The organism is Thalassotalea montiporae, from assembly GCF_053485855.1.
The window spans coordinates 45274-68788 of the sequence record NZ_JBQRUO010000001.1; the positions used below are offsets into that span (position 1 = coordinate 45274).

The following is a 23515-nucleotide window of genomic DNA, read 5'->3' on the forward strand; positions in this document are numbered from 1 at the left end:
CCCTTTATGAACTGCTCGGGCATTGCTAAATGCTAAGGTATAGCGATTATGGCATGCTATGGTTTGAGTTTGGCTTCCTGAACTGTTCAAATAGCGATGGCTCCCATGGGCGCATGGCGAAGAGCATCCCCATATGTTTACGCTTGTTGAGTGGCAGGTTACTGTCTTCGATATTGAGTTCGGCAGCTTCTTTGGTTAATTGGTTTAGTTTCCGTTGAATAATATCAATCGACGTTTGCGAATATCGTCCTCGCAGATAAAAGCGAAAGCTGTCTTCACTATCAAACTTGCTGGCCATAAAGCGATTAAGCACTTCTTTTTCCATAAATCTTTCTAACGGCCCGTTACTAATCCAACGAAAATCTTGAGCGATAAGCAGCTTGTAGTTGTTATTAGGTAATAGCTGAATCAGTTTGATTTTGTCCAACTTTATCATTAACCGAATGGCTTCATGCAGTTCGATATCATAGTGCTCAATAATTTCCTCAAACTTCCAGTAGTCTCTCACTAGTACAGCCATTAAGAGGAGTTTGGGGTTGTCGATAAGTTCTTGTTCTTGTTCAAGGGTGAGCTCTGTGATTTTTTCTTGTTGTTGCTTTGCTGAGAGAGCGAAAAGGTCTGACAGGGTTAGGTTGATGATATTGCAAATTTGCTCTAGCCGTTCGAGCGAAAAACTGTGATTTGCAAATACGCGTTTGATATTTGCCTCGCTCATATCTAACACGTCAGCTATATGACGATAGGTAATACTGTGCTGCTTGAGTAGCAGCTTAAGTGTATCCGTTACCTGTTTTATCTGGCTCATTCCTTGTCCCATATCACGCTGAAGTATAAGAATTTAATACTTTAAGTTGTTTTAAGTAATACATCAAACAGCTTGATTTACAGGTCGCTCGCCTCTGACTAAGTTATATAGCAATTCAACTGTTAAGGAAAAACTGATGAACACATTTATCGATTCAATGCCTAAATTCGCTACTTGCGCTCTTTTAATTAGCGCTATGTTTACTTCTTCTGCGGCTTTCGCAGAGCCATCAACTAATCATGGTAGTAAAGCAAGCAAACACTCTGCTTTAGCCCTTTCTCATGGCGCGGCTGGCAGTGCTCAAGTTGCAAGTGCGGTAGTTGCTGTGCCATTACTCGTAGGGGGGAGTGTTGCGGTGAGCGCGGGCGTTGCGAGTGTTGAGCTGGCAGAGGGAATGTCAGATGCGGCAACTAGCAGTGCTCGTAGCGTTAAACATCATCACCCTGTTGAGTTAGAAGTTACAGAACTCACGATCACCGTTGATCGTTCTCCCGCTGAAGTAATGAAAAAGCAATAACGCCTTTGTTTAGTAGAGTGTAACTAACGAAACCATAGTGAAAGATAGTCGCCAATTATTTATGAGTAGCAGGAAGCAGATATGAAAAACTTATTTTTAGTCGTGTTAACTTTCGTAGCGTTTAACGCGTTTGCTGGCAGCAACCAAGTCGCCGAAGCGAGATTTAAACCTGAGCAAATCGCTAAGTTTGCCAAAAACGTTGAAAAGTATGCTGCCAAACAAGGTGCTAGAGCCTTTATTATTGCTAGAGTTGGGCAGCCACAATCAAAACTACCAAAAGGCATTGAGTTTACTCATACAGCAATTGCCGTGTACTCTCAAATCACTTTAGGTCATGGTGATAGGGTCAATGGCTATGCGATTCACAACCTTTATCAAGACTCTGAAGATGGAGGAAAAAGCGCATTGGTAACAGATTACCCTGTTGATTTTTTCTGGGGTGCTTACGACCTAAAAGCTGGCATTATAATTCCTACACCTGAGCTGCAAACCAAGATTATTGAAGTTATTACCAGTGGTAAGAATCAGTTACTACATAATCCTAAATATTCGTTAATCGCAAATCCGTTTAACAGTCAGTATCAAAATTGTACCGAGCATACACTTGATATTATTAATGCAGCGATTTATCAAACGACTGACAAGCGCCAGTTAAAAGCGAACGCGCGTGAATATTTTGAACCTCAGCGGGTTAGGGTCAGTGGCTTTAAATTAGCTTTGGGTGGTTTGTTTGCCGATGGTGTAACGACTCGGGATCACAAAGGAAAAGTAAAAACAACGTCGTTTGGCTCTATTGGGCGATATCTAGAAAAATATGAACTGGCAGGTGATACCCATATCTTCAGAGGGTAAAGCCGTATAGCTAGAAGAAAAAGCGCTACTAAAAAAGCAGTAGCGCTACTTCCAAATACTAAACGCTATGAGGCTTTTTTCGCCCTTGCTTGATGCAACTTCTTATAGCTTTCAATCAAACGTAGGTGCGGCTCAATTCCTTCTAGTGCCATGCTGGTTTCAGTCAAGCCATGGAAGTTATCAGTACCATTAATAAGTCCGATCACTTCGCTCATACGATCTTCACCATACATACGATTGAATGCTGTTTGGTAATGTTCGAATTCAAGCGCTTCATTTAATGCAACTTCCAGTGTGTTGTGTACTGCGCGGAAGAACATAGTGCGTTCAACGGTATTGTCGTTGTATTGAAGGAAGTCGCCAATGAGTTCAAAAGCTTGCTCTAAGCCACCAACCGCTAAGTAGATCAAAATTTTAAGTTCGATAATGGTGAGTTGTCCCCATACCGTATTCTCGTCAAACTCAATGCCAATTAGCGTGCGAATATCAATGTAGTTATCCAACTGACTTTCTTCTAAGCGCTCTACTAAATCGATTAGCTCGTCTTCTGATAAGCGATGAAGGTTAAGAATATCTTCACGGTAGTGTAGGGCTTTGTTGGTATTGTCCCAAATCAAATCTTCGACTGGATAAACTTCCGAATAATCAGGTACTAAAATACGACATGCCGTAGCGCCTAAATCATCATAAGTAGCGATATACACCTCTTTACCAAGTGACTCCAAAATGGCGAGTAACTGCTGGTTTTCTTCTTCATTTGTGCCAGAGAAATCCCACTCCACAAACTCGTAATCTTCCTTGCTACTAAAGAAGCGCCATGAAATGACACCGGTTGAATCTATAAAGTGTTCAACAAAGTTTTCAGGCTCTTGTACCGCCATACTATTGAACGTTGGTTTTGGTACATCGTTTAAGCCTTCAAAGCTTCTGCCTTGGAGTAACTCGGTTAAACTGCGCTCTAATGCGACTTCAAAACTAGGGTGTGCACCGAATGATGCAAATACGCCCCCCGTTCTTGGGTTCATAAGCGTGACACACATTACTGGGAATTGGCCGCCAAGCGACGCATCTTTAACAACGACAGGGAAACCTTGCTCTTCTAACCCTTGAATACCCGCAAGAATGCCTGGGTATTTTTCCAATACTGCTAGCGGGACATCAGGTAGTACAATTTCTTGTTCAATGATCTGACGTTTAACGGCGCGTTCAAAAATTTCTGATAAACACTGTACTTGTGCTTCGAAAATGTTGTTGCCGGCGCTCATACCGTTACTGAGGAATAAGTTCTCAATTAGGTTCGATGGGAAATATACGGTTTCACCGTCTGAATGACGCTGATAGGGGAGGGCAACAATACCACGCTCAATATTACCTGAGTTAGTATCAATTAAATGCGAGCCACATAATTCATCATCTGGGTTGTAAATTTCCAGTGTATAGTCGTCCAAAAGGCCAGTCGGTAAGCTGTCATCTTCGGTTAGCTGGAACCACTTCTCATTTGGGTAGTGAACAAAATCTGCGTTCGCCATTTCCTCACCGAAGAACTGGTCATTGTAAAAGAAGTTGCAGTTTAGGCGTTCAATAAATTCGCCAAGTGCGGAACATAACGCACTTTCTTTGGTTGCCCCTTTACCATTAGTAAAGCACATGGGGGAGGCGGCATCGCGAATATTCAGTGACCACACATTAGGAACAATATTACGCCATGAGGTGACTTCAATTTTCATGCCCAAGTTTTCGAGAATGCCTGTCATGTTCTCGATGGTCTTTTCTAGTGGTAAGTCTTTACCCAGAATGTAAGTGGAAGCAGCTTCGTCCGGCGATACCATGATCATGGCTTGGTTGTCGGCGTCTAGGTTATCGACGGTTTCAATTTTAAACTCTGGGCCGGTTTGGACCACTTTTTTAACGGTACAACGTTCAATTGAACGTAGAATTCCCTTCTTGTCTTTTTCCGAAATATCGTCTGGCAGCTCAACGTTAATCTGGAAAATTTGATTGTAGCGATCTTCAGGATCGACAATATTGTTTTGTGATAGGCGAATGTTATCGGTAGAGATATCTCTGGCCTTACAGTACACCTTAATAAAGTAAGCTGCACACAATGCGGAAGATGCTAAAAAGTAATCAAATGGGCTAGGTGCTGAACCATCACCTTTATAGCGGATGGGTTGGTCAGCGATAACGGTAAAGTCATCAAACTTCGCTTCTAAGCGAAGGTTGTCAAGAAAGTTAACCTTGATTTCCATAGAGGATCCTAATAACACGCGAGTAACTTACGTCGATAAAGTTACTGCTTTGCTGAGCAGCTAACAGACTGCGTTCAAGCGATAATAAGTATTCCTGTAATTATCGGTGTTTTTAGCCTAATAGTCTTGGAAAAATTGTTACTTTGTAAATAGTAAAGATGACAATAGTAGTAGGGCTTGCAAACAATGAAACTAGCAAGAAGCCTGAGCAAGTAGATACCTCGCAATCCATACTGAAAAATGTTGCGGAATTCTCAGCAGGTGACAGCAAGAAAGACAAAGTATTAGCCATTAAAAATCGCCTCAATGCGCTGTCTCTGGAGCAAACCCCCGAAAAAAAGCAAATAGTGACGGAACACGAATTAGAGATTGAAGGCTCTGCGGCAAAGAAGTTCTTGTTAAGTATGATTAAAACCTAGCCAATAAAAATAGCTTTTGGGTAACCAATTGATACAGTTGTCTGTTAACTCATCAATGTAAAATGGCATAGCTAGCGGTAGTTAATTATCCATTTTCAGTCTTTAATTTCGCCAATTAATTTAATTGTTCAAATAAAGTACCATTTTAAAATGGGTGGTGTTATAATCTCGCGCCCGCCGAATTCCGGTTGGGTTTTAAAGGCAGTGACGGGTCAAATTTCTGGCCTTGAATTTATTAACAGCGGAGCACATATAAATGATCCAAATGCAATCACAGCTTGATGTTGCTGATAACAGTGGCGCAAAGCGTGTACAGTGTATAAAGGTCCTTGGTGGCTCGCACCGTCGCTACGCACGCATTGGCGATATCATCAAAGTTGCAGTGAAGGAAGCAATTCCTCGCGGCAAAGTTAAAAAAGGTGATGTTTTAAACGCGGTAGTGGTGCGCACTAAAAAGGGCGTACGTCGTTCAGATGGTTCTACCATTCGTTTCGACGGCAACTCGGCAGTAATGTTAAATGCTAACTTACAGCCAATTGGTACTCGTATTTTCGGGCCAGTAACACGTGAACTAAGAACTGAAAAGTTCATGAAAATCGTGTCACTAGCACCAGAAGTACTATAAGGAGTCACGATAATGGCATCTAAGATTCGTCGTGATGATGAAGTAATTGTACTTGCAGGTAAAGACAAGGGCAAAACTGGTAAAGTTACCAAAGTTCTTGTTGAAGACAGCAAAGTATTTGTGGAAGGCGTTAACTTAGTTAAGAAGCACCAGAAGCCTGTACCTCAGTTACAGCAAGCTGGTGGCATCATTGAAAAAGAAGCACCAATCCACGTTTCAAACGTAGCGATCGTTAACCCTGCGACGGGCAAAGCGGATCGTGTTGGTTTTAGAATTGAAGACGGCAAAAAAGTTCGTTTCTTCAAGTCTAATAACGAATTAGTTTAATATTGGAGTAAACGATGGCGAAACTGCATGATTTTTACAAAGATACAGTTGTAGCTGAGCTTCAAAAGAAGTTCGAATACAAAAGTGTCATGCAAGTCCCTCGGATTGAAAAGATCACCCTAAACATGGGTGTTGGTGAAGCTATTACTGATAAAAAAGTATTAGAAAACGCCACAAATGATCTTACTGCAATCTCAGGTCAAAAGCCTTTAATCACGAAAGCACGCAAATCAGTTGCTGGCTTCAAAATTCGTGAAGGCTACCCTATTGGCGCAAAAGTAACTCTGCGCGGTGAGCGCATGTGGGAATTCTTAGAGCGTTTAATCTCTATTTCAGTTCCTCGTATCCGTGACTTCCGTGGCTTGAACCCGAAATCGTTCGATGGCCGTGGTAACTACAGCATGGGCGTGCGTGAGCAAATCATTTTCCCTGAAATCGACTACGATAAAGTCGATAAGATCCGTGGTATGGATATTACTATCACTACTACTGCGGCATCTGACGAGGAAGGTCGTGCTTTGCTGACTGCCTTTAACTTCCCGTTCAAGAAATAAGGTGTAGAGTTATGGCTAAATCATCTATGAAAGCACGCGAAGCTAAGCGCACTAAATTAGTCGCTAAGTACGCAGAAAAGCGCCGTGCACTTAAAGAAATTATCTCAAACGTAAACTCTTCTGAAGAAGAGCGTTGGGATGCAGTATTAAAACTTCAATCTTTACCACGTGATTCAAGTTCTTCACGTCAACGTAACCGTTGTAACGTAACTGGCCGTCCACACGGTTACCTACGTAAGTTCGGTTTAAGCCGTATCAAGTTGCGTGAGCACATGATGCGCGGTGAAGTACCTGGTCTTAAGAAAGCTAGTTGGTAATAAGGAGAAAGCAATTATGATGACTGATCCTATCGCGGACATGTTTACACGCATCCGCAACGGTCAAGCTGCAACTAAAACTGCAGTAACTATGCCTTCTTCAAAGCTAAAAGTAGCTATTGCTAACTTGCTTAAAGAAGAAGGTTACATTTCAGATTTCGCAGTAGCGGGCGACGTTAAGCCTGAGCTAACTGTTGAGCTGAAATACTTCGAAGGTAAAGAAGTAATCGAAACAATCAAACGTGTTTCTCGTCCAGGTCTACGTGTATACAAAGGTCGTGACGAATTACCACAAGTATTAGCAGGCTTAGGTATTGCTATTGTTTCTACTTCTAAAGGTTTAATGACTGATCGCGCTGCTCGCAATGCGGGCCTAGGTGGCGAGATCATCGGTTTCGTAGCGTAAGGAGCAAGAATATGTCTCGTGTTGCAAAAGCACCTGTGTCAATTCCTGCTGGCGTTACTGTTACGTTATCAGGTCAAGACATTACTGTTAAAGGTCCACAAGGCGAACTTTCTCGCACTATCAACAGCTTAGTAAATGTTGCTCAAGAAGGCGACACTCTTACTACAACTGTTGCTGAAGAAAGCAAAGCTGCGTGGATGCAAGCTGGTACAGCGCGCGCTAACATCAACAACATGGTGGAAGGCGTAAGCAAAGGCTTCACTAAGAAATTAATTCTTAATGGTGTTGGTTACCGTGCAAAAGCTGCTGGTAAAGTGTTAAACCTTTCTTTAGGTTTCTCTCACCCAGTTGATCACGCTATTCCTGAAGGAATCAAGTGTGAAACTCCTAGCCAAACTGAAGTTGTACTTACTGGTGCAGACAAGCAGTTGGTTGGTCAAGTTGCTGCAAACATTCGTTCATACCGTGAGCCAGAGCCTTACAAAGGTAAAGGTATCCGTTACGATGACGAACACGTTCGCCGTAAAGAAGCTAAGAAGAAGTAGGGTAATACGATGGATAAGAAAACATCTCGTTTACGCCGTGCAAAACGTGCACGTGCAAAAATCAGCGAGTTGGGTGCGAATCGTTTAGTCGTATTCCGTACTCCTCGTCACATTTACGCACAACTTATCGCTCCAACTGGTTCTGAAGTAGTTGCTTCTGCATCTACTCTAGACAAAGAAGTGAAAGCACAAGTTGAAAAAACTGGTAACATCGCTGCAGCAACTGCTGTAGGTAAAGCAATCGCAGAACGCGCAAAAGCTAAAGGCATTGAGTCTGTAGCATTTGACCGCTCTGGTTTCCGTTACCACGGTCGCGTAAAAGCGTTAGCAGAAGCAGCTCGTGAAGCTGGCCTTCAGTTCTAGGAGTTGATCATGGCTAATGTAGAAAACACACAACAACAAACAGATATGGCTGAAAAGCTAATCGCTGTTAACCGCGTATCAAAAGTGGTTAAAGGTGGTCGTATTTTCAGTTTCACAGCATTAACTGTAGTTGGTGACGGTAATGGCCGCGTTGGTTTTGGTTACGGTAAGGCACGTGAAGTTCCTGCTGCAATCCAAAAAGCAATGGAAAAGGCTCGTCGTAACTTAGTAACTGTTGACTTGAAGGGTACTACTCTTCAGCACCCAGTTAAGGGTCGTCACTCAGGTTCTAAAGTTTACATGCAACCTGCTTCTGAAGGTACAGGTATCATCGCCGGTGGTGCGATGCGTGCAGTACTAGAAGTTGCTGGCGTTCAGAACGTACTATCTAAAGCGTACGGTTCTACTAACCCAATCAACGTTGTACGCGCAACTATCGGTGCTCTAGCGAACATGAAGTCGCCTGAGTCTGTAGCTGCTAAGCGTGGTAAAAACGTTGCTGACATCTTGGGGTAATCAAGCATGGCTAAAACAGTTAAAGTAACTCAAGTTAAAAGTTCAATCGGTCGCTTACCTAAGCACCGTGCGACATTACGTGGCCTTGGTTTACGTCGTATCAACCACACAGTAGAGTTAGAAGATACTCCTTCTGTACGCGGTATGATTAATCAAGTACATTACATGATTAAGGTGGAGGACTAATTATGCGTTTAAATACATTATCTCCTGCACCAGGCGCTAAATCAGCCAAGAAACGTGTAGGTCGCGGTATCGGTTCTGGTTTAGGTAAAACAGGTGGTCGCGGTCACAAAGGTCAGAAGTCTCGTTCTGGCGGTGGCGTACGTCCTGGTTTCGAAGGCGGTCAAATGCCTTTAAAACAACGTTTACCTAAGTTCGGTTTCACTTCTCGTAAGTCTTTAGTTCACGCTGAAGTTCGTTTACACGAGTTGAACAAAATCGAAGGCGATGTTGTTGACATTCACACGTTAAAAGACGCTAACCTTATCACGCGTAACATTGAAACAGTTAAGATCATGCTTTCTGGCGAGATCACTAAGCCTGTAACAATTCGTGGTATTGGTGTTACTAAAGGCGCACGTGCAGCCATTGAAGCTGCTGGCGGTAAAATCGAGGAATAATACAGACTATGGCTAAACCAGGTACGGATAAAGCTCAAGGTGGACTAACCGAGCTTAAGCAAAGATTATGGTTCGTGGTACTTGCACTTATCGTGTTCAGACTTGGATCATTTGTGCCAATCCCTGGTATTGACGCCGCTGTATTAGCTCAGTTGTTTGAACAACAAAAGGGCACCATCGTAGAAATGTTTAACATGTTCTCTGGTGGTGCACTTGAGCGTGCCTCTGTACTGGCACTCGGTATTATGCCGTACATTTCAGCTTCGATTATCATGCAGTTATTAACTGTAGTTCACCCAGCAATGGCTGAACTGAAAAAAGAAGGTGAAGCTGGACGTCGTAAGATCAGCCAGTACACTCGCTACGGTACTTTAGTATTAGCAACAGTTCAGTCAATCGCGATTGCTCGTGGTTTACCGGCTATGATGCCTGGCCTCGTGATTAACGAAGGTATGGGCTTCTACTTCACTGCGGTCGTTTCTTTGGTTACCGGCACCATGTTCTTAATGTGGTTAGGTGAACAAATTACCGAACGTGGTATTGGTAATGGTATCTCGATTTTAATTTTCGCTGGTATTGTTGCTGGTATGCCATCCGCTGTTGGTCAAACAGCAGAGATGGCGCGTCAAGGTGAATTGCACTTATTAGTATTATTGCTAATTGCAGTGATAGTGTTTGCAGTAACCTTCTTTGTTGTATTTGTTGAACGTGGTCAACGTCGTATCGTTGTTAACTACGCGAAACGTCAACAAGGCCGTAAGGTGTTTGCTGCACAAAGTACGCATTTACCATTGAAAGTGAATATGGCTGGTGTTATTCCACCAATTTTCGCTTCAAGCATTATCTTGTTCCCTGGAACATTGGCTAACTGGTTTGGTCAAGGTGATGGTGCGGTAGCTGATTTCTTCCAGAACTTGTCAATGGCAATTTCTCCGGGTCAGCCTCTGTATGTAATGCTACTAGCTGCTGCGATAATCTTTTTCTGCTTCTTCTACACGGCGTTGGTTTTCAACCCGCGTGAAACAGCAGATAACCTGAAAAAGTCTGGTGCGTTTATTCCAGGTATTCGCCCTGGTGAGCAGACTTCGAAATATATCGATAAAGTAATGACGCGTTTAACCTTAGCGGGTGCGTTATACATTACTTTTATATGTTTGGTTCCTGAGTTTATGATGATTGCGTGGGACGTTCAGTTCTACTTTGGTGGTACATCGCTACTTATCATTGTTGTAGTAATCATGGACTTTATGGCACAAGTACAAACTCATTTGATGTCTCATCAATATGACAGCGTGCTTAAAAAAGCTAATCTTAAAGGCTACGGCCGATAAGGTTTAACGGAGTAGTAAGATGAAAGTTCGTGCATCCGTAAAAAAGATTTGCCGCAACTGTAAAGTTGTTAAGCGTGCAGGTGTTGTTCGTGTAATTTGCAAGACCGACCCTAAGCACAAGCAACGCCAAGGTTAATTTACCCTTAGCTAGCTAAATCTTTTAGAAGTGGCATTATGGAGATATTTCTGTATAATGCCGCTTCGCTTTGCAAAAAGGTTCAGGTTGAGTATCCTAACGGGCTTTTCAACCTGTGGTTATTAATTTTTAAATATAGGAGATGTGTTAGTGGCCCGTATCGCTGGCATTAACATCCCTGATCGTAAGCATGCAGTAATTGCCCTTACTGCGATTTACGGTATCGGTTTAACTCGCTCAAAAGCAATTTTGGCGGCAACTGGTATCGCAGAATCTACTAAGATCAGCGAATTAGACGAAGCTCAAATTGATTTGCTTCGTGCAGAAGTGGATAAGTACACCGTTGAAGGTGACTTACGCCGTGAAGTTTCTATGAACATCAAGCGTCTGATGGACCTTGGCTGTTTCCGTGGTATTCGCCATCGTCGCAGTCTTCCTCTACGTGGTCAACGCACTAAAACTAATGCGCGTACCCGTAAAGGTCCTCGTAAGCCTATTAAAAAGTAGCGAGGTAATTAGACATGGCTAAAACTCCAGTTCGTACGCGTAAGCGCGTAAAAAAACAAGTTGCTGATGGCATGGCTCATATCCATGCTTCTTTCAACAACACAATCGTAACTCTTACAGACCGTCAAGGTAATGCATTATCTTGGGCAACTGCTGGTGGTTCAGGTTTCCGTGGTTCACGTAAATCTACTCCATTTGCTGCTCAGGTAGCTGCAGATCGCGCTGGTAAAGCTGCGCAAGAGTTTGGTTTGAAGAATATTGAAGTATTCGTTAAAGGTCCAGGTCCAGGTCGTGAATCTGCAATCCGTGCCTTAAATGCTGCTGGTTTTAAAATCACCAACATTACTGACGTTACTCCTATTCCTCATAATGGTTGTCGTCCTCCTAAGAAACGTCGCGTTTAATTAGGATAGTTGGAGAAAGAAAATGGCAAGATATTTAGGTCCTAAGCTAAAACTTAGCCGTCGTGAAGGTACTGACTTATTCCTTAAGTCTGGTGTTCGCGCGATCGATACTAAATGTAAAATCGAAACTATCCCAGGTCAGCACGGCGCGCGTCGCGGTCGTTTATCTGACTATGGTGTTCAGCTTCGTGAAAAACAAAAAGTACGTCGTATCTACGGTGTATTAGAGAAGCAATTCCGTAACTACTACAAAGAAGCGGCTCGTCTAAAAGGCAACACAGGTGAAAACTTGTTACAACTTTTAGAAACTCGTTTAGACAACGTAGTTTACCGCATGGGTTACGCAAGCACACGTGCTGAAGCACGTCAGCTAGTGAGCCACAAAGCAATCGTAGTAAACGGTGTTGTTGTAAACATTCCATCTTTCACTGTTAAAGCAGAAGATGTGGTTTCAATCCGTGAAAAAGCTAAAACTCAAGCGCGTATCGTTGCTGCTTTAGAATTAGCTGAACAACGCGAGAAGCCAGTCTGGGTTGAAGTAGACAACAAGAAAATGGAAGGCGTGTTCAAGCGTGTTCCTGAGCGTTCAGACTTGTCTGCTGAAATTAATGAACAGTTGATTGTCGAGCTTTACTCGAAGTAAAGCTGAACTTTAAGAGAGGACACAATGCAGGGTTCTGTAACCGAATTCTTAAGACCACGTTTAGTAGATGTTGAAACTATCAGCCCTACTCGCTCTAAAGTTACACTAGAGCCATTAGAGCGTGGTTTTGGTCACACTTTAGGTAACGCTTTACGTCGTATTTTACTATCTTCAATGCCAGGTTGTGCTGTCACTGAAGTAGAAATTGATGGCGTATTACACGAGTACAGCAGTAAAGAAGGTGTTCAAGAGGACATCATCGAAATTTTGCTGAACCTTAAAGGACTAGCCGTTCGCTTAGAAGGCAAAAACGAAGCTGTTCTAACGATCACAAAGTCTGGTGAAGGCCCTGTTACGGCTGCTGATATTCAGCATGATGGTGATGTAGAAATTGCAAATCCAGAGCACGTTATTTGTCACTTAACAGGTGACGGCTCTATCAGCATGCGTATCAAAGTAGAGTTAGGTCGTGGTTACGTTCCAGCTTCTACTCGTCGCGAAGCCGAAGAAGAAGAGCGAGCAATTGGCCGTTTATTGGTTGATGCTTCATTCAGTCCTGTAGAAAGAATTGCTTATGACGTAGATTCTGCACGTGTTGAACAACGTACAGATCTAGATAAGCTAATTATCGACATGGAAACTAACGGTACGTTGGATCCAGAAGAAGCTATCCGTCGCGCTTCAACTATTTTAGCTGAACAGCTAGATGCGTTTGTTGAGTTACGTGATGTGACAGAAGTGGAGCAAAAAGAAGAGAAACCTCTATTTGACCCAATTCTTCTTCGTCCTGTTGATGACTTAGAGTTAACTGTTCGTTCAGCGAACTGTTTAAAAGCAGAAGCAATTCAGTATATCGGTGATTTAGTACAGCGTGCAGAAGTAGAACTTCTTAAAACACCTAACTTAGGTAAGAAGTCACTTACTGAAATCAAAGACGTGTTAGCGTCTCGTGGTTTATCTTTAGGTATGCGCCTAGAGAACTGGCCACCAGAAAGCATTGCTGATAACGACTAAATCGATATCGTAACCTAATAGTAGAGAAGGATTAACTTATGCGCCATCGTAAAAGCGGTCGCCAGTTAAACCGTAATAGCAGTCATCGCCAAGCGATGTTCCGCAATATGGCAAGCTCTTTAGTTAAGCACGGTGTGATCAAAACTACTGTTGCTAAAGCTAAAGAATTACGTCGCGTAGTTGAGCCACTAATTACATTGGCAAAAACTGACAGCGTTGCAAACCGTCGTTTAGCATTCGCTCGTACACGTGACCAAGAAGTAGTAGGTCTTTTATTCAGCGAACTTGGTCCTCGTTACCAAGAGCGTCCAGGTGGTTACACTCGCATTCTTAAATGCGGTTACCGTACTGGTGATAAAGCGCCTATGGCTTATGTTGAGTTAGTAGATCGTCCAGTTGTTGAAGAAGCAGCTGAAACAGAAGAAGCTAACACTGAAGCATAAACCACGCTTTAAGTGAAAGACTAAAAAACGGAGCTTAGGCTCCGTTTTTTTATCGCTGAAATTTGAACCCAATCAACGAGATGCCTTAGTTTTTCATTGCGAATGTGCTTCTTACAGCTATTCCCTTTATTTCTGCTTTATATCTAGCTAAAACTAATTAATAGACAAACCTCATTGTCAGCCCTAGAACAAATCGCTTGTTCACACTTCTCTGTATGAGCCTGAGATTAGCAAGGCTAGTTTTGGCAATGAGGATAGGCTTTTAATTCTATAGGTTGCGAGGTTTATTACTCTTCCGTAATTAAGTGGTAATCATGTAGCAAGGCTTTAATTTTGTCCTTTTCATAAGGCTTGCTTAGATGGGCATTCATGCCTAATGCCAAATATTGTGAAACTTCCTGCTCAGTCACGTTAGCGGTTAAGGCGACAATGGGTAGGGTTTGCTTATCATAGTTCTTTCTGAGCGCTCTAGTGGCATCCATACCATCCATTACGGGCATTTGTATGTCCATCAGTACTAGTGGATACTTTGTCGCGGCAACAGCGTTGATTGCATCCTCACCATTTTCAGCTAAATCAACATTAACGCCAAATTCAGTTAGCAAGTTTTTCGCAACCAGTTGGTTGATCCGATTATCTTCAACCAAAAGAACGGTGTTTTTGCGCTGGTTTTCCGGCTGCGCTTTACGAGTTATCTTTGCATCATCATCTGCCTCCTTCTTCGGCATTGTCATAGACGGAGGAAGGTTAGGCGTTATTTGCTTCGCAGCTATATGCTCATCGCATTTCTCAGTAAGTGCACGCTCTAGGCTAGCTATGGTCACAGGCTTTGCTAAATACTTAAAACTGCCGCTATCTTGTGTCTGAGCTCTAATATACTCGGGGCTAAATGCACTACAAATGATGACACAACCAACAGCATCGGCCTGGTTATTCAGGTGGTTGATTAGGTTCAAGCCGTTTTGCTTCGGCAAGTGCCAATCCAATAGCACAATGTTGAAGTAAGATTCTCGTATCTTGGTTATCGCATCGTTTACCGTGGCGGCAATTGTGACACTAGCCCCTAATCGTTTACACATCTGAGCAATAACTTGTTGCGTCACTTTGTTGTCTTCAACTAGTAGCAGTTTACTTCCCTTAAGGGGGGGCGCGCTTTTATTAGGAGAATCCGTTTGAACGGAATCTTGGTTACTATTAGGTGTGCGTTTTGGGGAGTCTACCCTAACTAGGGGATCGGCATTTTTGGTATTAACTAGCTCTACGGGTAACGTTAAGGTAAAGGTCGACCCCTTACCTAGCTCGCTAATAACATGGATATCACCATTCATTAATTTAGCTAACTTTTTACTGATGGCTAAACCTAATCCTGTTCCGCCATATTTTCGAGTCGTCGAGTTGTCTGCTTGAGTGAATCGCTCAAATAGACTTGCTAGCTGTTTATCCGATAAGCCAATTCCCGTATCTTCTACTTCGAAGGCTATGGTGTTATCAGCGCTAAGTTTTACCGAAATTAATACATGGCCTTGGTCGGTAAATTTAATTGCATTGGAAGTGAGGTTTAGTAGGATTTGGCTGATCCTAACGGGATCACTGATGATTTTTGCTGGTATCTGTTCATCGATATCAAAAATTAATTCAATACCTTTTTCTTCCGCTGGCCGGCCAACTAATACACTTAAATTGTCAAATACATCAATAAAATCAAACGTCACATGTTCAATATTCAGCTTGCCTGATTCGATCTTAGAAAAGTCGAGAATGTCGTTAATCACAGTTAGCAATGAATTAGCTGAAAATAATAACTTGTCTAGGTAGTCTTTTTGCTCTCTGTCCAGTGGTGTGCTTAAACACAACTCCGCTAAGCCAATAATTCCCGTCATTGGCGTTCTAATTTCGTGCGACATATTGGCTAAGAATTTACTTTTAACCTCAGCGCTTTCTTTGTATTTTTCATTTTTAAGGGTGAGTTCTTTTTGCAAGCGTAATAACACCGTAATTACCAGTGTTAGGGCGGCAATAAGCATGGCTAAAAGGCTAATAAAGGCATTTTGTTCAGCTTGCTTAATCGCAACTGTTTGCTTATCTAGTGCTGCTTGAAGTGCGCTATTTACATCAAGCGCTTCCATGGCGAGCTTTAGCTCATCAGACTTAATAGTGTTTTCGAGAATAAAGACAACATGCTGCATAAACAATGCCCAGCTATTGTCAGATGCTGTTTTAATGGCAACATCTTTGTCAATCGTTTGTAGGAGTTCTAATAATTCAGATTGCAATGCTTGATTCGGGGCAATAATAAATAGGAAAAGCCGTTTGGTTAATAAGCTCAGCTTGTTTAATTGGGGAGTTGAAAGCTCAGTTAACTTGGTACTGGCAACTAGTTGTCTCGAGGTTTTTAGCATAGTGACGAGTTGCATATAGCTACTTGAAAGTTCGTTGTACCTTTTAACTAAAAACCTAACATCATTATCAGCGGGCAACTTAATTAACAGTTGATCAATTTCGAACTGAAGTTGCGCATATATGTCGTAGTGCCTTTGAGCAGCAAAGTTTGTATTCACCACCTCATTAGTGTGTTTAGGAACAAGCTGCGCAAGCTTGGAAAGGTAGTTTAAGGATTCACGCTCTTGAGATTTCGTATGATGCAGATTTACGCCAATAACTGAGCCGATACAAAATATCGCCAAGCAAACTATTTCAGGTAGGTACTTAAAAATATTCATGACTAGCTAGTGACTCATTGGCGCGGTAAAACTTTCTAATAAGGCAACCAAGTCGTTAATATCTTCGCTTGATAACTCTCTGCCTAGCTGTGTTTTGGCCATTATCTGTATTGCGTCTGGTAAGGTTTTAACCGCACCATTGTGAAAGTAAGGGGCGGTTAAGGCGACATTTCTTAGGCTAGGTACTTTAAATACATACAAATCGAGTGGATCGCTAGTAAGGTGAAACTTACCTTTGTCTGCCGCTAGCTCAGCAGGGATATCACCCACTTGCCCTAGTTTTTGAAATAGATTGCCACCAATATTACGACCCTGGTGGCAGGCACTACAGCCAAATTGTGTAAATTTTTCTAGACCACGAAGCTGCTGGGGAGTCAGTGCGTTTTCATCACCCAGTAAGTACTGATCAATAGGGGCATTAGGGGTTATCAAAGATTGCTCGAAAATAGTCAGCGCTTGAACAATATGTTCACTCTCAATATGACTCACGCCTAGGGTTTTAAAGGCGGTTGAGAAGTAGCTATCTTGGCTTAGTTTACTGATCACCTCAGGCCAAGATGTCGCCATTTCAACGGGATTGTGAATAGGGCCATCAATTTGTTGCGCTAGGGTATTGGCTCTGCCATCCCAAAATTGTTTAAAGTTAAAAACTGCATTAAGAACAGTGGGGGAGTTACGGGAACCGGATTGACTGCCGACGCCAGTAGAAACACTAAAACCGTCATCACCACCAAAATCCAGCATATGGCAGGAAGCGCAAGAAATTGTATTGTCTTTGGAGAGTAGTGGACTGTTAAATAAGGCTTTGCCTAACGCGGCCCATTGCTGATCGATAACATAGCTAGTCGGTAAAGGCTGAATTGCATGATCAACATTGACAAAGTCGTACTGCGTTTTGTTGAGCAAAGTTTCTCTTTTATCGTAGCTTATTGTTAAAAAAACAAAATAACTAAAAGGAATGGAGATAGCTAAAGCAATTCCAACGATAAGTGACTGATAATACCGCTTAACCATTAATCCGTTCTATGCCATTCAAATACCTCCTTAGTTTAGCTGAATAATAAACAATTAGAATGGCTTGACCTGAAAATTGATTGCCCGTATAACAAAACTCCTTGGCCTCAAAAGTGAATTAAGTGACTTTCAATGTCTTCACGTAATCCCATCATTGCTGTAACCGGTTCGTCAGGTGCAGGTACATCAACAACGACTGAGTCGTTCGAGCATATTTTTCGCACGTTAGATATTACCTCTGCCAATGTTGAGGGAGACAGCTTTCACCGTTATTCGCGCCAAGAAATGGATTTAGAAAAGCGTAAAGCTCGTGATGAAGGACGCAATATTAGTTACTTTGGTGATCAAGCCAATGACTTTGATGCACTAGAAAAGCTCTTTAAAGATTACAGTGAAACGGGTAAAGGCCAAATGCGCCGTTATTTGCATACCTTTGACGAAGCTGTGCCCTATAACCAAATGCCAGGAACGTTTACGCCATGGGAAGATTTAGGTGAAGGAACAGATTTACTGTTTTACGAGGGCTTGCATGGCGGTGTGGTAACCGACAAAAACGATGTTGCTCAGCATGTTGATTTACTGATCGGCATGGTACCGATTGTCAACTTAGAGTGGATACAAAAAATTATCCGCGATACTAATAAGCGCGGCCACAGCCGTGAAGCGGTAACTCATAGCATTGTTCGTTCGATGGACGACTATATTAACTTTATTACACCGCAATTTTCTCGCACTCATGTTAACTTTCAGCGCGTGCCAACGGTTGATACTTCAAACCCATTTAGCGCTAAAGCCATTCCGTCGTTAGATGAAAGTTTTGTGGTGATCCGTTTTCGTGACTCCACCCATATTGATTTTCCGTATTATCTATCGATGATTGACGGTGCTTTTATGTCACGCGTTAATACCTTGGTGGTGCCGGGTGGAAAAATGGGCTTTGCCATGGAGTTAATTCTAACCCCGCTGATCAAAGAGTTGATGGACAAAAAAGCCGAAGCGAACAAACAGCTTGATTGGATGTCAGATCTATAAATGTTGGCGTTAGCAGTTCGTGTTGTTCTTTGGATAGCACTGCTTTCCTCTAGCTTTACGCTGAGTGCCAATAACATCCTAATTACTGACTTACAGAAATCGGAAGATAATCAGTGGTCGGTCACCTATCGCAGTAAAACGCCAATCCAAAGCATCCAGTTCCATCATTCACCAGATAACTCGCGCTTTGACCGTTGGCAACTATTAGATAAAGGTTACTCCTTGCGTAAGGTCAACGGTAAGGATACTGTTTTTCGAAAAGATAATACTCGCTTTACTTCGGTTTCATTCGCATTAACGCCAACCTACACACATCTGCCTAAGTCATATGCGCCATTTGCGGTATTTTCAGATGGCTCCATATTGCTGCATAGCGGGCGTTTTTTTGCGTGCGCGGTTATGTGCAGGGGTAATGAGCATACTTGGTATTTAACGCTGTCTGCGCCGCCTAGCGAGCGCATTATCCTCAATGGGCAATCAGCTTATGGCAAAGTTAGTTGGTATGATGATAATGACGGTCGAAAAGTATTTGTTGGTAACACAGAAGTCAACGATACTCGCTATTACATCTCTGTGATAGACAAAGCCCTACCTGAACAGGTTACTTCTGCACTTCATCAATTCTTGCCGAAAGCAATCACCGCAATGGCGGAGCGCTTTCCTAAACTGCCGCGTAAACCTATGCTTTTTGCCTCGTTTGAGCAAACCTATGGTGAGCGCTATGGCCGTCAAGGTGGGGTATTACCCGATCAGATCTTTATGCACTGGTACGGTCAGCTAAAGCAAACTAACCCTTATGATCTAATCTGGTTTTACGCCCATGAAGTGGTGCACCTTTATCAAGGTAGCTATGTACAGCACATCAGCGCTCAAAACGCATGGATACATGAAGGTCACGCTGAGTTTGTGGCGGGCGAGTTACTTATGAGCTTCTACCCTGAGGCGAAAGCTTTTGTTGAACACAAGCGTCAACAGGCGAAAACTAGCTGTGCAGGAAAGTTAGCCGAAACTCCGGTGGATGAATTTGCTGAGCAGCAAGCCTATCAAGCACTCTACCACTGTGGCGCTTACTTTTATCAATTGTTAGCACAATACAGCGGTGCGCCAGATAAAATCAGTTACGACTATTGGTTGGGGCTAGGCTTCAAAGCACAAGCAGGTGGTCAAGTGAACAAGGCAACGGCATTAGCGGTTGCCAATCTTTTCTTGTCAGATGATGATTACCAGCAAGTGCTAGATACATTTGGCTGGTAGTTTAGCTAAGCTCTGCCCAGTTTGACTCGGCTTAGCCCAGCTCGGCTCAGCTCAGCCCAGTTCAGTTTGGATTAGTTTCGTAAAACTAAGCTTCTACAATTTCAAAGTCGTGAGTAATCTTGACGGTTTTATTTAGCATTAGTGCAACTGAGCAGTATTTGTCGGCTGATAAGCTGACAGCACGCTCAACATGCTTGGCGGCAACGTCTGTCCCAGTGATCACAAAATGTAGGTGAATATCAGAGAATAAACGTGGCACAGAATCAACACGTGTAGCGTCAATTTCGACACGACAGTCGGTGATCTTTTGACGTGCTTTTTGCAGAATACTGACTACATCAACTGATGAGCAGCTGCCAAGCGAGAGGAGAACATTTTCAAGTGGGCTTGGTGCGGTTTTACCGCCATTTGCGTCAAGTACCAATGAATGGCCACTTTCAGACTGTGCTAAAAACAGTTCTTCGCCAGCCCAAGTAACGGTTGCTTTCATAATTGCCTCTGTCGTTGTTATATCAGATTTAAATTCGTATTGAGGAGCCTGTTTGCCCCTCTAACGAGTTTAGTGAGGAAGGTGGTGAATTTCGGTATCAAATAGGTTTTTGATCAAGGTCGCAAATTCTTTAAGAAATACGCGCTGTTTATCAGAGACGGCATTGTTAACAACGGCTGATAAAATCTCTTCTAAATCATAAACAATAGAATCAACCTCGCGAATAATCATATTGCGTTGGTTAAAGGTTAAATCTTCGTTTTGGCTGCACACCAAAATGATCTGTTCGCTGAGCTCTTGCTCAATCACTTCCATTACGGTTTCACCGCTATTGCTGTTATTGGCGTTTTCAAACAGGCTTAAGTGTTCAGTGAGGTATTCAATGATATGAACATAACCTTCAGTATCGGTAACCATAATTCATCAAAGTTAATGTTAAATTGGCAGATACTTTACTCTTAATCGCTTGTCTGACGCAAGTTTGCCGGTAGCGTCGTAGGAAATTTATCGAAGGAAAATGTCGCTTGGTTAACACAGTGTAAATAACGCGTTTAGCTAAGGTAATCGAAGGATTTGAGTGGTTTGGTAGTTATACCAATTGACTTTAAAACGCATCAAATGATTAGCGTAGAATTTGGTCGAGCAGAGGGAAATTTAAGGAGTAAAGGTCGCGCCACTACTGCATAAATTAATACAGTAACAGCGCGTATCGTTCGCTTATTGCTGAGCTAGTGGTTAGCTTTAAGGCTAAGCGACTGGAGAGTTGAGCAACTAGGCAGCAACGTTAGTGCTGGCGAAAATCTTGTCCGCAGATGCCGCAACAAAGCCTGTGTATAACTCACCATTTTCTAGTGGGTAGCGTTTCGCAAATTCGTAAAAACAGCTAGGAATGCTAACGGTTTTATCAGTGAACGCTACTTCAGCGTGATCTGCCATGGTTGAAGACTGCTCTAGCTTCACCGTTTCGTCACCTTTAATTTCGCCACCAACACTGTTTAGCGTAAAACCAGCGTCTTTTAGTGAATCATTTACTGAAACGATAGTTTCATGGTTTTCTAGGTGGTTAATGCTTACCGTAAAGTGGTTTGCACGGTAACCCCATGCCGCAACCCAAGCTGCGTACTCACTTTCTGCTAATAGTGTTTGGTAGTCTTCATGGCTTACTTGCCACTGACGACCTGAGTATAAGAAGTTTTCTGCAGTAACTGCTTCTTCTGGCAATTGCTCAACTAACTTGTGGATAATCGCTTGTGCTTCAGGTGAGAATTCTTCAACTAATAATTCGCTGATAAATACTTTTGGCTGCGTGCTGTCAGCGTGCTCAAAATGCTTAGCGTAAAGCTTTTTCGCTTCAAAGTTGTACTCACCACACTCTTTGTAACCAAGCGCTAATAAGTGAGCTGCTAGCTTGTCTAAGCCAACCTTTTCAATGTTAAAAGTGCGGTAAGCAACGTGATCGTTAATCACATCGTTGCCCGAGCCTAATAACTGGTGAATTTTTTCCGCAGACGGAGTCACGGTTAAGTAGTGTTGCCAAATGTTGTTAAATAATTGTGTAACTTGCGCAGTCATAACAGTTCCTAATAAGAGGCGAATTAAACGCTAATAAATCATTAGTTAGGGTTAAGATCCCGTTATTAAATTCGTTGATAAAATGAATTCAAATAACGTGAATAAGAGGGCGTCAGGTCAGCGAGCGCTTAGGTGTAAAAGTTGAGCATGACGAAAGCAAACGCTAACTTGTCGTCAGTGATTTAGATTTGATCAATACTTTTGAAAAATGCTGGGCGAAAGCCTGCAGTTTGTAGTTGATACGTCAGCTTCATGGTCGATATTTTAATCAATCGTATGCCTGTTTACTATACCATTGCCATGCTAAAAGAAGGCATGATAAAGAAAGCGGGCATACGAAAGATTAATCAAGATCAATTAAATGCTTAATCCTGGGCTTAATGTTGCAGGCATCGCCACCTTGTCAGCTTCAACAGAGGCCACAGGGTACGCACAGTAGTCTGCTGCGTAGTATGCCGATGCACGGTGGTTACCGCTATCACCAATACCACCGAAAGGTGCCGCGCCGCTGGCGCCGGTGATTTGCTTATTCCAGTTCACAATACCGGCACGAATGCGAGCGAAGAAGTAATCGTAGTCGTCTTTGCTGTCGGCAAGTAGACCCGCTGACAAACCAAAGCTCGTGTTGTTAGCTTCTACAATCGCTGCATCAAAATCTGAGTAGCGGAACACTTTCAATAGTGGGCCAAAGTGCTCTTCATCTGGTAATGCATCAATCGCAGTAACGTCAATAATACCCGGTGAAACAAAACCTGTGTCAGCTTCTAAGTGCTTCAATTCAACTAGGCTGTTACCGCCCAATTCAACTAATTGTGCTTGCGCTGCCACTAAACCTTGTGCCGCTTTGGCTGAAATCATTGAACCAATAAATGGTTGTTCTTCGGCATCGAAATGACCAATTTTGATATTCTTTGTCACTTCAACTAATTTGGCAATAATAGCATCGCCTCGAGCATCGTTTTTAATGAATAAACGACGGGCACAAGTACAGCGTTGACCTGTGGTGATAAAGGCTGACTGAATAATCTCGTGCACTGCACCATCAACATCAGCAACGTCTTTAACGATAAGCGGGTTATTACCACCCATCTCTAACGCTAAGATTTTACCCGGCTGGCCACCAAATTGTTCGTGTAGCAATTTACCTGTGGTTGAAGAGCCAGTGAAGAATAGGCCGTCAATTTGTGGGTGACTTGCTAGCGCTTTACCGGTCTCTAATTCACCTTGTATTAGGTTAATCACACCCGCTGGTAAGCCTGCTTTTTCCCAAAGTTTTAACGTGAACTCTGCTACTTTCGGGGTTAATTCACTTGGCTTAAATACCACAGTGTTACCTGCGATTAGCGCTGGCACAATGTGGCCATTTGGCAAGTGGCCTGGGAAGTTGTATGGGCCAAATACCGCAACAACGCCGTGTGGCTTATGGCGAATAAACGCTTTTGCGCCTGGCATTGGGTTTTCAACGGTACCTGTGCGCTCGTGGTAAGACTTTAATGATAGGCCAATTTTACCCATCATTGCCGCTGCTTCTGTGCGGGTTTCCCACAATGGCTTGCCAGTTTCTTCAGCAATAGTACGCGCCATTGCTTCTTTGTTTTCTTCTAGCTGCTTGCCGTACGCTTCAATTACCGCGATACGGTCTTCTAAGCTTTGCATTGACCAGCTAGTAAATGCGGTGCGAGCGGCTTTGATCGCTTCATCTACTTGTGTTGCAGTAGCTGTGTTACCTTGCCAAATCACTTCGTTTTTCGCAGGGTTAAGCGAGGTAACTTCATGGCCTTGGCCTGCTTGCCATTGACCATTGATAAATTGAATTGCTTGCGTCATATGTATTTCT

The 23515-nt window shown here is 42.8% G+C and carries 30 protein-coding genes; 22 read left to right on the forward strand and 8 right to left on the reverse strand.

Annotated features, from left to right (window positions below):
- Positions 1-46: 46 nt before the first annotated feature.
- Positions 47-805: a helix-turn-helix domain-containing protein gene (locus ACSLUR_RS00235; RefSeq protein ID WP_448550745.1), complete on the reverse strand. Its 759-nt coding sequence runs from the start codon at positions 803-805 to the stop codon at positions 47-49.
- Between the two features lie 136 nt (positions 806-941).
- Between ACSLUR_RS00235 and ACSLUR_RS00240 the strand changes: the two genes are divergently transcribed.
- Both ACSLUR_RS00240 and ACSLUR_RS00245 read left to right on the forward strand, forming a co-directional pair.
- Entirely contained in the window at positions 942-1322 is a 381-nt protein-coding gene (locus tag ACSLUR_RS00240; RefSeq protein WP_448550747.1) for a hypothetical protein, read from the forward strand.
- 81 nt (positions 1323-1403) lie between these two features.
- Positions 1404-2174 (forward strand): DUF2145 domain-containing protein, encoded by a 771-nt coding sequence (locus ACSLUR_RS00245; protein WP_448550749.1) that lies wholly within the window; start codon positions 1404-1406, stop codon positions 2172-2174.
- Positions 2175-2239: 65 nt separating this feature from the next.
- Here the strand turns inward: ACSLUR_RS00245 and ACSLUR_RS00250 are convergent, their stop codons facing one another.
- The gene (locus ACSLUR_RS00250; protein ID WP_448550751.1) at positions 2240-4423 is read right to left on the reverse strand and encodes an OsmC domain/YcaO domain-containing protein; all 2184 of its coding nucleotides are present in this window, start codon (positions 4421-4423) and stop codon (positions 2240-2242) included.
- A 158-nt stretch (positions 4424-4581) separates the two neighbouring features.
- Between ACSLUR_RS00250 and ACSLUR_RS00255 the strand changes: the two genes are divergently transcribed.
- From ACSLUR_RS00255 to rplQ, 18 genes are all read left to right on the forward strand, one after another.
- Complete coding sequence (locus tag ACSLUR_RS00255; protein WP_448550753.1) at positions 4582-4842, forward strand: hypothetical protein; 261 nt, start codon at positions 4582-4584, stop codon at positions 4840-4842.
- A 256-nt stretch (positions 4843-5098) separates the two neighbouring features.
- On the forward strand, positions 5099-5467 hold the full coding sequence (gene rplN / locus ACSLUR_RS00260) for a 50S ribosomal protein L14 (RefSeq protein WP_115998816.1): 369 nt from the start codon (positions 5099-5101) through the stop codon (positions 5465-5467).
- Positions 5468-5479: 12 nt separating this feature from the next.
- On the forward strand, positions 5480-5794 hold the full coding sequence (gene rplX / locus ACSLUR_RS00265; protein WP_115998817.1) for a 50S ribosomal protein L24: 315 nt from the start codon (positions 5480-5482) through the stop codon (positions 5792-5794).
- A 14-nt stretch (positions 5795-5808) separates the two neighbouring features.
- On the forward strand, positions 5809-6348 hold the full coding sequence (gene rplE / locus ACSLUR_RS00270; RefSeq protein WP_115998818.1) for a 50S ribosomal protein L5: 540 nt from the start codon (positions 5809-5811) through the stop codon (positions 6346-6348).
- Positions 6349-6359: 11 nt separating this feature from the next.
- Complete coding sequence (gene rpsN, locus ACSLUR_RS00275; RefSeq protein ID WP_115998819.1) at positions 6360-6665, forward strand: 30S ribosomal protein S14; 306 nt, start codon at positions 6360-6362, stop codon at positions 6663-6665.
- Positions 6666-6678: 13 nt separating this feature from the next.
- Positions 6679-7071 (forward strand): 30S ribosomal protein S8, encoded by a 393-nt coding sequence (gene rpsH, locus ACSLUR_RS00280; RefSeq protein WP_448552935.1) that lies wholly within the window; start codon positions 6679-6681, stop codon positions 7069-7071.
- Positions 7072-7082: 11 nt separating this feature from the next.
- Complete coding sequence (gene rplF, locus ACSLUR_RS00285) at positions 7083-7616, forward strand: 50S ribosomal protein L6 (RefSeq protein WP_116006532.1); 534 nt, start codon at positions 7083-7085, stop codon at positions 7614-7616.
- Positions 7617-7625: 9 nt separating this feature from the next.
- Positions 7626-7979: a 50S ribosomal protein L18 gene (gene rplR / locus ACSLUR_RS00290; RefSeq protein ID WP_115998821.1), complete on the forward strand. Its 354-nt coding sequence runs from the start codon at positions 7626-7628 to the stop codon at positions 7977-7979.
- Between the two features lie 9 nt (positions 7980-7988).
- Positions 7989-8495 (forward strand): 30S ribosomal protein S5, encoded by a 507-nt coding sequence (gene rpsE, locus ACSLUR_RS00295; protein WP_115998822.1) that lies wholly within the window; start codon positions 7989-7991, stop codon positions 8493-8495.
- A gap of 6 nt (positions 8496-8501) precedes the next feature.
- Entirely contained in the window at positions 8502-8681 is a 180-nt protein-coding gene (gene rpmD / locus ACSLUR_RS00300) for a 50S ribosomal protein L30 (protein WP_115998823.1), read from the forward strand.
- A gap of 2 nt (positions 8682-8683) precedes the next feature.
- Positions 8684-9118: a 50S ribosomal protein L15 gene (gene rplO / locus ACSLUR_RS00305; protein WP_115998824.1), complete on the forward strand. Its 435-nt coding sequence runs from the start codon at positions 8684-8686 to the stop codon at positions 9116-9118.
- A gap of 8 nt (positions 9119-9126) precedes the next feature.
- Positions 9127-10449 carry a preprotein translocase subunit SecY gene (gene secY / locus ACSLUR_RS00310; RefSeq protein WP_115998825.1) on the forward strand — a complete coding sequence of 441 codons (1323 nt, stop codon included), beginning with the start codon at positions 9127-9129 and terminating at the stop codon, positions 10447-10449.
- A 19-nt stretch (positions 10450-10468) separates the two neighbouring features.
- Positions 10469-10585: a 50S ribosomal protein L36 gene (rpmJ, locus tag ACSLUR_RS00315; RefSeq protein WP_074496180.1), complete on the forward strand. Its 117-nt coding sequence runs from the start codon at positions 10469-10471 to the stop codon at positions 10583-10585.
- A gap of 150 nt (positions 10586-10735) precedes the next feature.
- Positions 10736-11092, forward strand: coding sequence for a 30S ribosomal protein S13 (gene rpsM / locus ACSLUR_RS00320; protein WP_115998826.1), 357 nt, complete (start codon positions 10736-10738; stop codon positions 11090-11092).
- A gap of 14 nt (positions 11093-11106) precedes the next feature.
- Positions 11107-11496, forward strand: coding sequence for a 30S ribosomal protein S11 (rpsK, locus tag ACSLUR_RS00325; protein WP_076420861.1), 390 nt, complete (start codon positions 11107-11109; stop codon positions 11494-11496).
- Positions 11497-11518: 22 nt separating this feature from the next.
- Positions 11519-12139, forward strand: coding sequence for a 30S ribosomal protein S4 (gene rpsD / locus ACSLUR_RS00330; protein WP_115998827.1), 621 nt, complete (start codon positions 11519-11521; stop codon positions 12137-12139).
- A 24-nt stretch (positions 12140-12163) separates the two neighbouring features.
- A complete protein-coding gene (locus ACSLUR_RS00335) occupies positions 12164-13153 on the forward strand; it encodes a DNA-directed RNA polymerase subunit alpha (RefSeq protein WP_115998828.1) in 990 nt (329 codons plus the stop codon).
- Between the two features lie 38 nt (positions 13154-13191).
- Entirely contained in the window at positions 13192-13596 is a 405-nt protein-coding gene (rplQ, locus tag ACSLUR_RS00340) for a 50S ribosomal protein L17 (RefSeq protein WP_115998829.1), read from the forward strand.
- Positions 13597-13883: 287 nt separating this feature from the next.
- Here the strand turns inward: rplQ and ACSLUR_RS00345 are convergent, their stop codons facing one another.
- Positions 13884-16316: a response regulator gene (locus tag ACSLUR_RS00345; RefSeq protein WP_448550764.1), complete on the reverse strand. Its 2433-nt coding sequence runs from the start codon at positions 16314-16316 to the stop codon at positions 13884-13886.
- A gap of 6 nt (positions 16317-16322) precedes the next feature.
- On the reverse strand, positions 16323-17222 hold the full coding sequence (locus ACSLUR_RS00350; protein WP_448550766.1) for a cytochrome-c peroxidase: 900 nt from the start codon (positions 17220-17222) through the stop codon (positions 16323-16325).
- Positions 17223-17462: 240 nt separating this feature from the next.
- Between ACSLUR_RS00350 and ACSLUR_RS00355 the strand changes: the two genes are divergently transcribed.
- Together ACSLUR_RS00355 and ACSLUR_RS00360 are read left to right on the forward strand one after the other, a co-directional pair.
- Positions 17463-18362, forward strand: coding sequence for a phosphoribulokinase (locus ACSLUR_RS00355; protein WP_115998832.1), 900 nt, complete (start codon positions 17463-17465; stop codon positions 18360-18362).
- Positions 18363-19616: a hypothetical protein gene (locus tag ACSLUR_RS00360; RefSeq protein WP_448550768.1), complete on the forward strand. Its 1254-nt coding sequence runs from the start codon at positions 18363-18365 to the stop codon at positions 19614-19616.
- Between the two features lie 85 nt (positions 19617-19701).
- Here ACSLUR_RS00360 and ACSLUR_RS00365 read toward each other — a convergent pair whose 3' ends face one another.
- From ACSLUR_RS00365 to astD, 4 genes are all read right to left on the reverse strand, one after another.
- Positions 19702-20106 carry an OsmC family protein gene (locus tag ACSLUR_RS00365; RefSeq protein WP_115998834.1) on the reverse strand — a complete coding sequence of 135 codons (405 nt, stop codon included), beginning with the start codon at positions 20104-20106 and terminating at the stop codon, positions 19702-19704.
- A gap of 69 nt (positions 20107-20175) precedes the next feature.
- Positions 20176-20523, reverse strand: a complete 348-nt coding sequence (locus ACSLUR_RS00370; protein ID WP_115998835.1) for a DUF3802 family protein — start codon at positions 20521-20523, stop codon at positions 20176-20178.
- Positions 20524-20877: 354 nt separating this feature from the next.
- Positions 20878-21678 carry a DUF1338 domain-containing protein gene (locus ACSLUR_RS00375; protein ID WP_115998836.1) on the reverse strand — a complete coding sequence of 267 codons (801 nt, stop codon included), beginning with the start codon at positions 21676-21678 and terminating at the stop codon, positions 20878-20880.
- A gap of 357 nt (positions 21679-22035) precedes the next feature.
- Positions 22036-23505 (reverse strand): succinylglutamate-semialdehyde dehydrogenase, encoded by a 1470-nt coding sequence (gene astD, locus ACSLUR_RS00380; protein ID WP_448550771.1) that lies wholly within the window; start codon positions 23503-23505, stop codon positions 22036-22038.
- Positions 23506-23515 lie beyond the last annotated feature (10 nt).

What these genes read in the sequence shown, in the direction of transcription:
- ACSLUR_RS00375 (WP_115998836.1), bottom strand. Translation starts at nt 21,678, where the DNA reads ATGACTGCGCAAGTTACACAATTATTTAACAACATTTGGCAACACTAC.
- ACSLUR_RS00355 (WP_115998832.1), top strand. Translation starts at nt 17,463, where the DNA reads ATGTCTTCACGTAATCCCATCATTGCTGTAACCGGTTCGTCAGGTGCA.
- ACSLUR_RS00240 (WP_448550747.1), top strand. Translation starts at nt 942, where the DNA reads ATGAACACATTTATCGATTCAATGCCTAAATTCGCTACTTGCGCTCTT.
- astD (WP_448550771.1), bottom strand. Translation starts at nt 23,505, where the DNA reads ATGACGCAAGCAATTCAATTTATCAATGGTCAATGGCAAGCAGGCCAA.
- ACSLUR_RS00345 (WP_448550764.1), bottom strand. Translation starts at nt 16,316, where the DNA reads ATGAATATTTTTAAGTACCTACCTGAAATAGTTTGCTTGGCGATATTT.
- rpmD (WP_115998823.1), top strand. Translation starts at nt 8,502, where the DNA reads ATGGCTAAAACAGTTAAAGTAACTCAAGTTAAAAGTTCAATCGGTCGC.
- rplO (WP_115998824.1), top strand. Translation starts at nt 8,684, where the DNA reads ATGCGTTTAAATACATTATCTCCTGCACCAGGCGCTAAATCAGCCAAG.
- ACSLUR_RS00255 (WP_448550753.1), top strand. Translation starts at nt 4,582, where the DNA reads ATGACAATAGTAGTAGGGCTTGCAAACAATGAAACTAGCAAGAAGCCT.
- ACSLUR_RS00250 (WP_448550751.1), bottom strand. Translation starts at nt 4,423, where the DNA reads ATGGAAATCAAGGTTAACTTTCTTGACAACCTTCGCTTAGAAGCGAAG.
- ACSLUR_RS00335 (WP_115998828.1), top strand. Translation starts at nt 12,164, where the DNA reads ATGCAGGGTTCTGTAACCGAATTCTTAAGACCACGTTTAGTAGATGTT.
- rplR (WP_115998821.1), top strand. Translation starts at nt 7,626, where the DNA reads ATGGATAAGAAAACATCTCGTTTACGCCGTGCAAAACGTGCACGTGCA.
- rpsD (WP_115998827.1), top strand. Translation starts at nt 11,519, where the DNA reads ATGGCAAGATATTTAGGTCCTAAGCTAAAACTTAGCCGTCGTGAAGGT.
- rpsN (WP_115998819.1), top strand. Translation starts at nt 6,360, where the DNA reads ATGGCTAAATCATCTATGAAAGCACGCGAAGCTAAGCGCACTAAATTA.
- rplX (WP_115998817.1), top strand. Translation starts at nt 5,480, where the DNA reads ATGGCATCTAAGATTCGTCGTGATGATGAAGTAATTGTACTTGCAGGT.
- rplF (WP_116006532.1), top strand. Translation starts at nt 7,083, where the DNA reads ATGTCTCGTGTTGCAAAAGCACCTGTGTCAATTCCTGCTGGCGTTACT.
- rplQ (WP_115998829.1), top strand. Translation starts at nt 13,192, where the DNA reads ATGCGCCATCGTAAAAGCGGTCGCCAGTTAAACCGTAATAGCAGTCAT.
- ACSLUR_RS00370 (WP_115998835.1), bottom strand. Translation starts at nt 20,523, where the DNA reads ATGGTTACCGATACTGAAGGTTATGTTCATATCATTGAATACCTCACT.
- ACSLUR_RS00365 (WP_115998834.1), bottom strand. Translation starts at nt 20,106, where the DNA reads ATGAAAGCAACCGTTACTTGGGCTGGCGAAGAACTGTTTTTAGCACAG.
- rpsE (WP_115998822.1), top strand. Translation starts at nt 7,989, where the DNA reads ATGGCTAATGTAGAAAACACACAACAACAAACAGATATGGCTGAAAAG.
- rpmJ (WP_074496180.1), top strand. Translation starts at nt 10,469, where the DNA reads ATGAAAGTTCGTGCATCCGTAAAAAAGATTTGCCGCAACTGTAAAGTT.
- rplE (WP_115998818.1), top strand. Translation starts at nt 5,809, where the DNA reads ATGGCGAAACTGCATGATTTTTACAAAGATACAGTTGTAGCTGAGCTT.
- rplN (WP_115998816.1), top strand. Translation starts at nt 5,099, where the DNA reads ATGATCCAAATGCAATCACAGCTTGATGTTGCTGATAACAGTGGCGCA.
- ACSLUR_RS00235 (WP_448550745.1), bottom strand. Translation starts at nt 805, where the DNA reads ATGAGCCAGATAAAACAGGTAACGGATACACTTAAGCTGCTACTCAAG.
- ACSLUR_RS00245 (WP_448550749.1), top strand. Translation starts at nt 1,404, where the DNA reads ATGAAAAACTTATTTTTAGTCGTGTTAACTTTCGTAGCGTTTAACGCG.
- secY (WP_115998825.1), top strand. Translation starts at nt 9,127, where the DNA reads ATGGCTAAACCAGGTACGGATAAAGCTCAAGGTGGACTAACCGAGCTT.
- ACSLUR_RS00360 (WP_448550768.1), top strand. Translation starts at nt 18,363, where the DNA reads ATGTTGGCGTTAGCAGTTCGTGTTGTTCTTTGGATAGCACTGCTTTCC.
- rpsK (WP_076420861.1), top strand. Translation starts at nt 11,107, where the DNA reads ATGGCTAAAACTCCAGTTCGTACGCGTAAGCGCGTAAAAAAACAAGTT.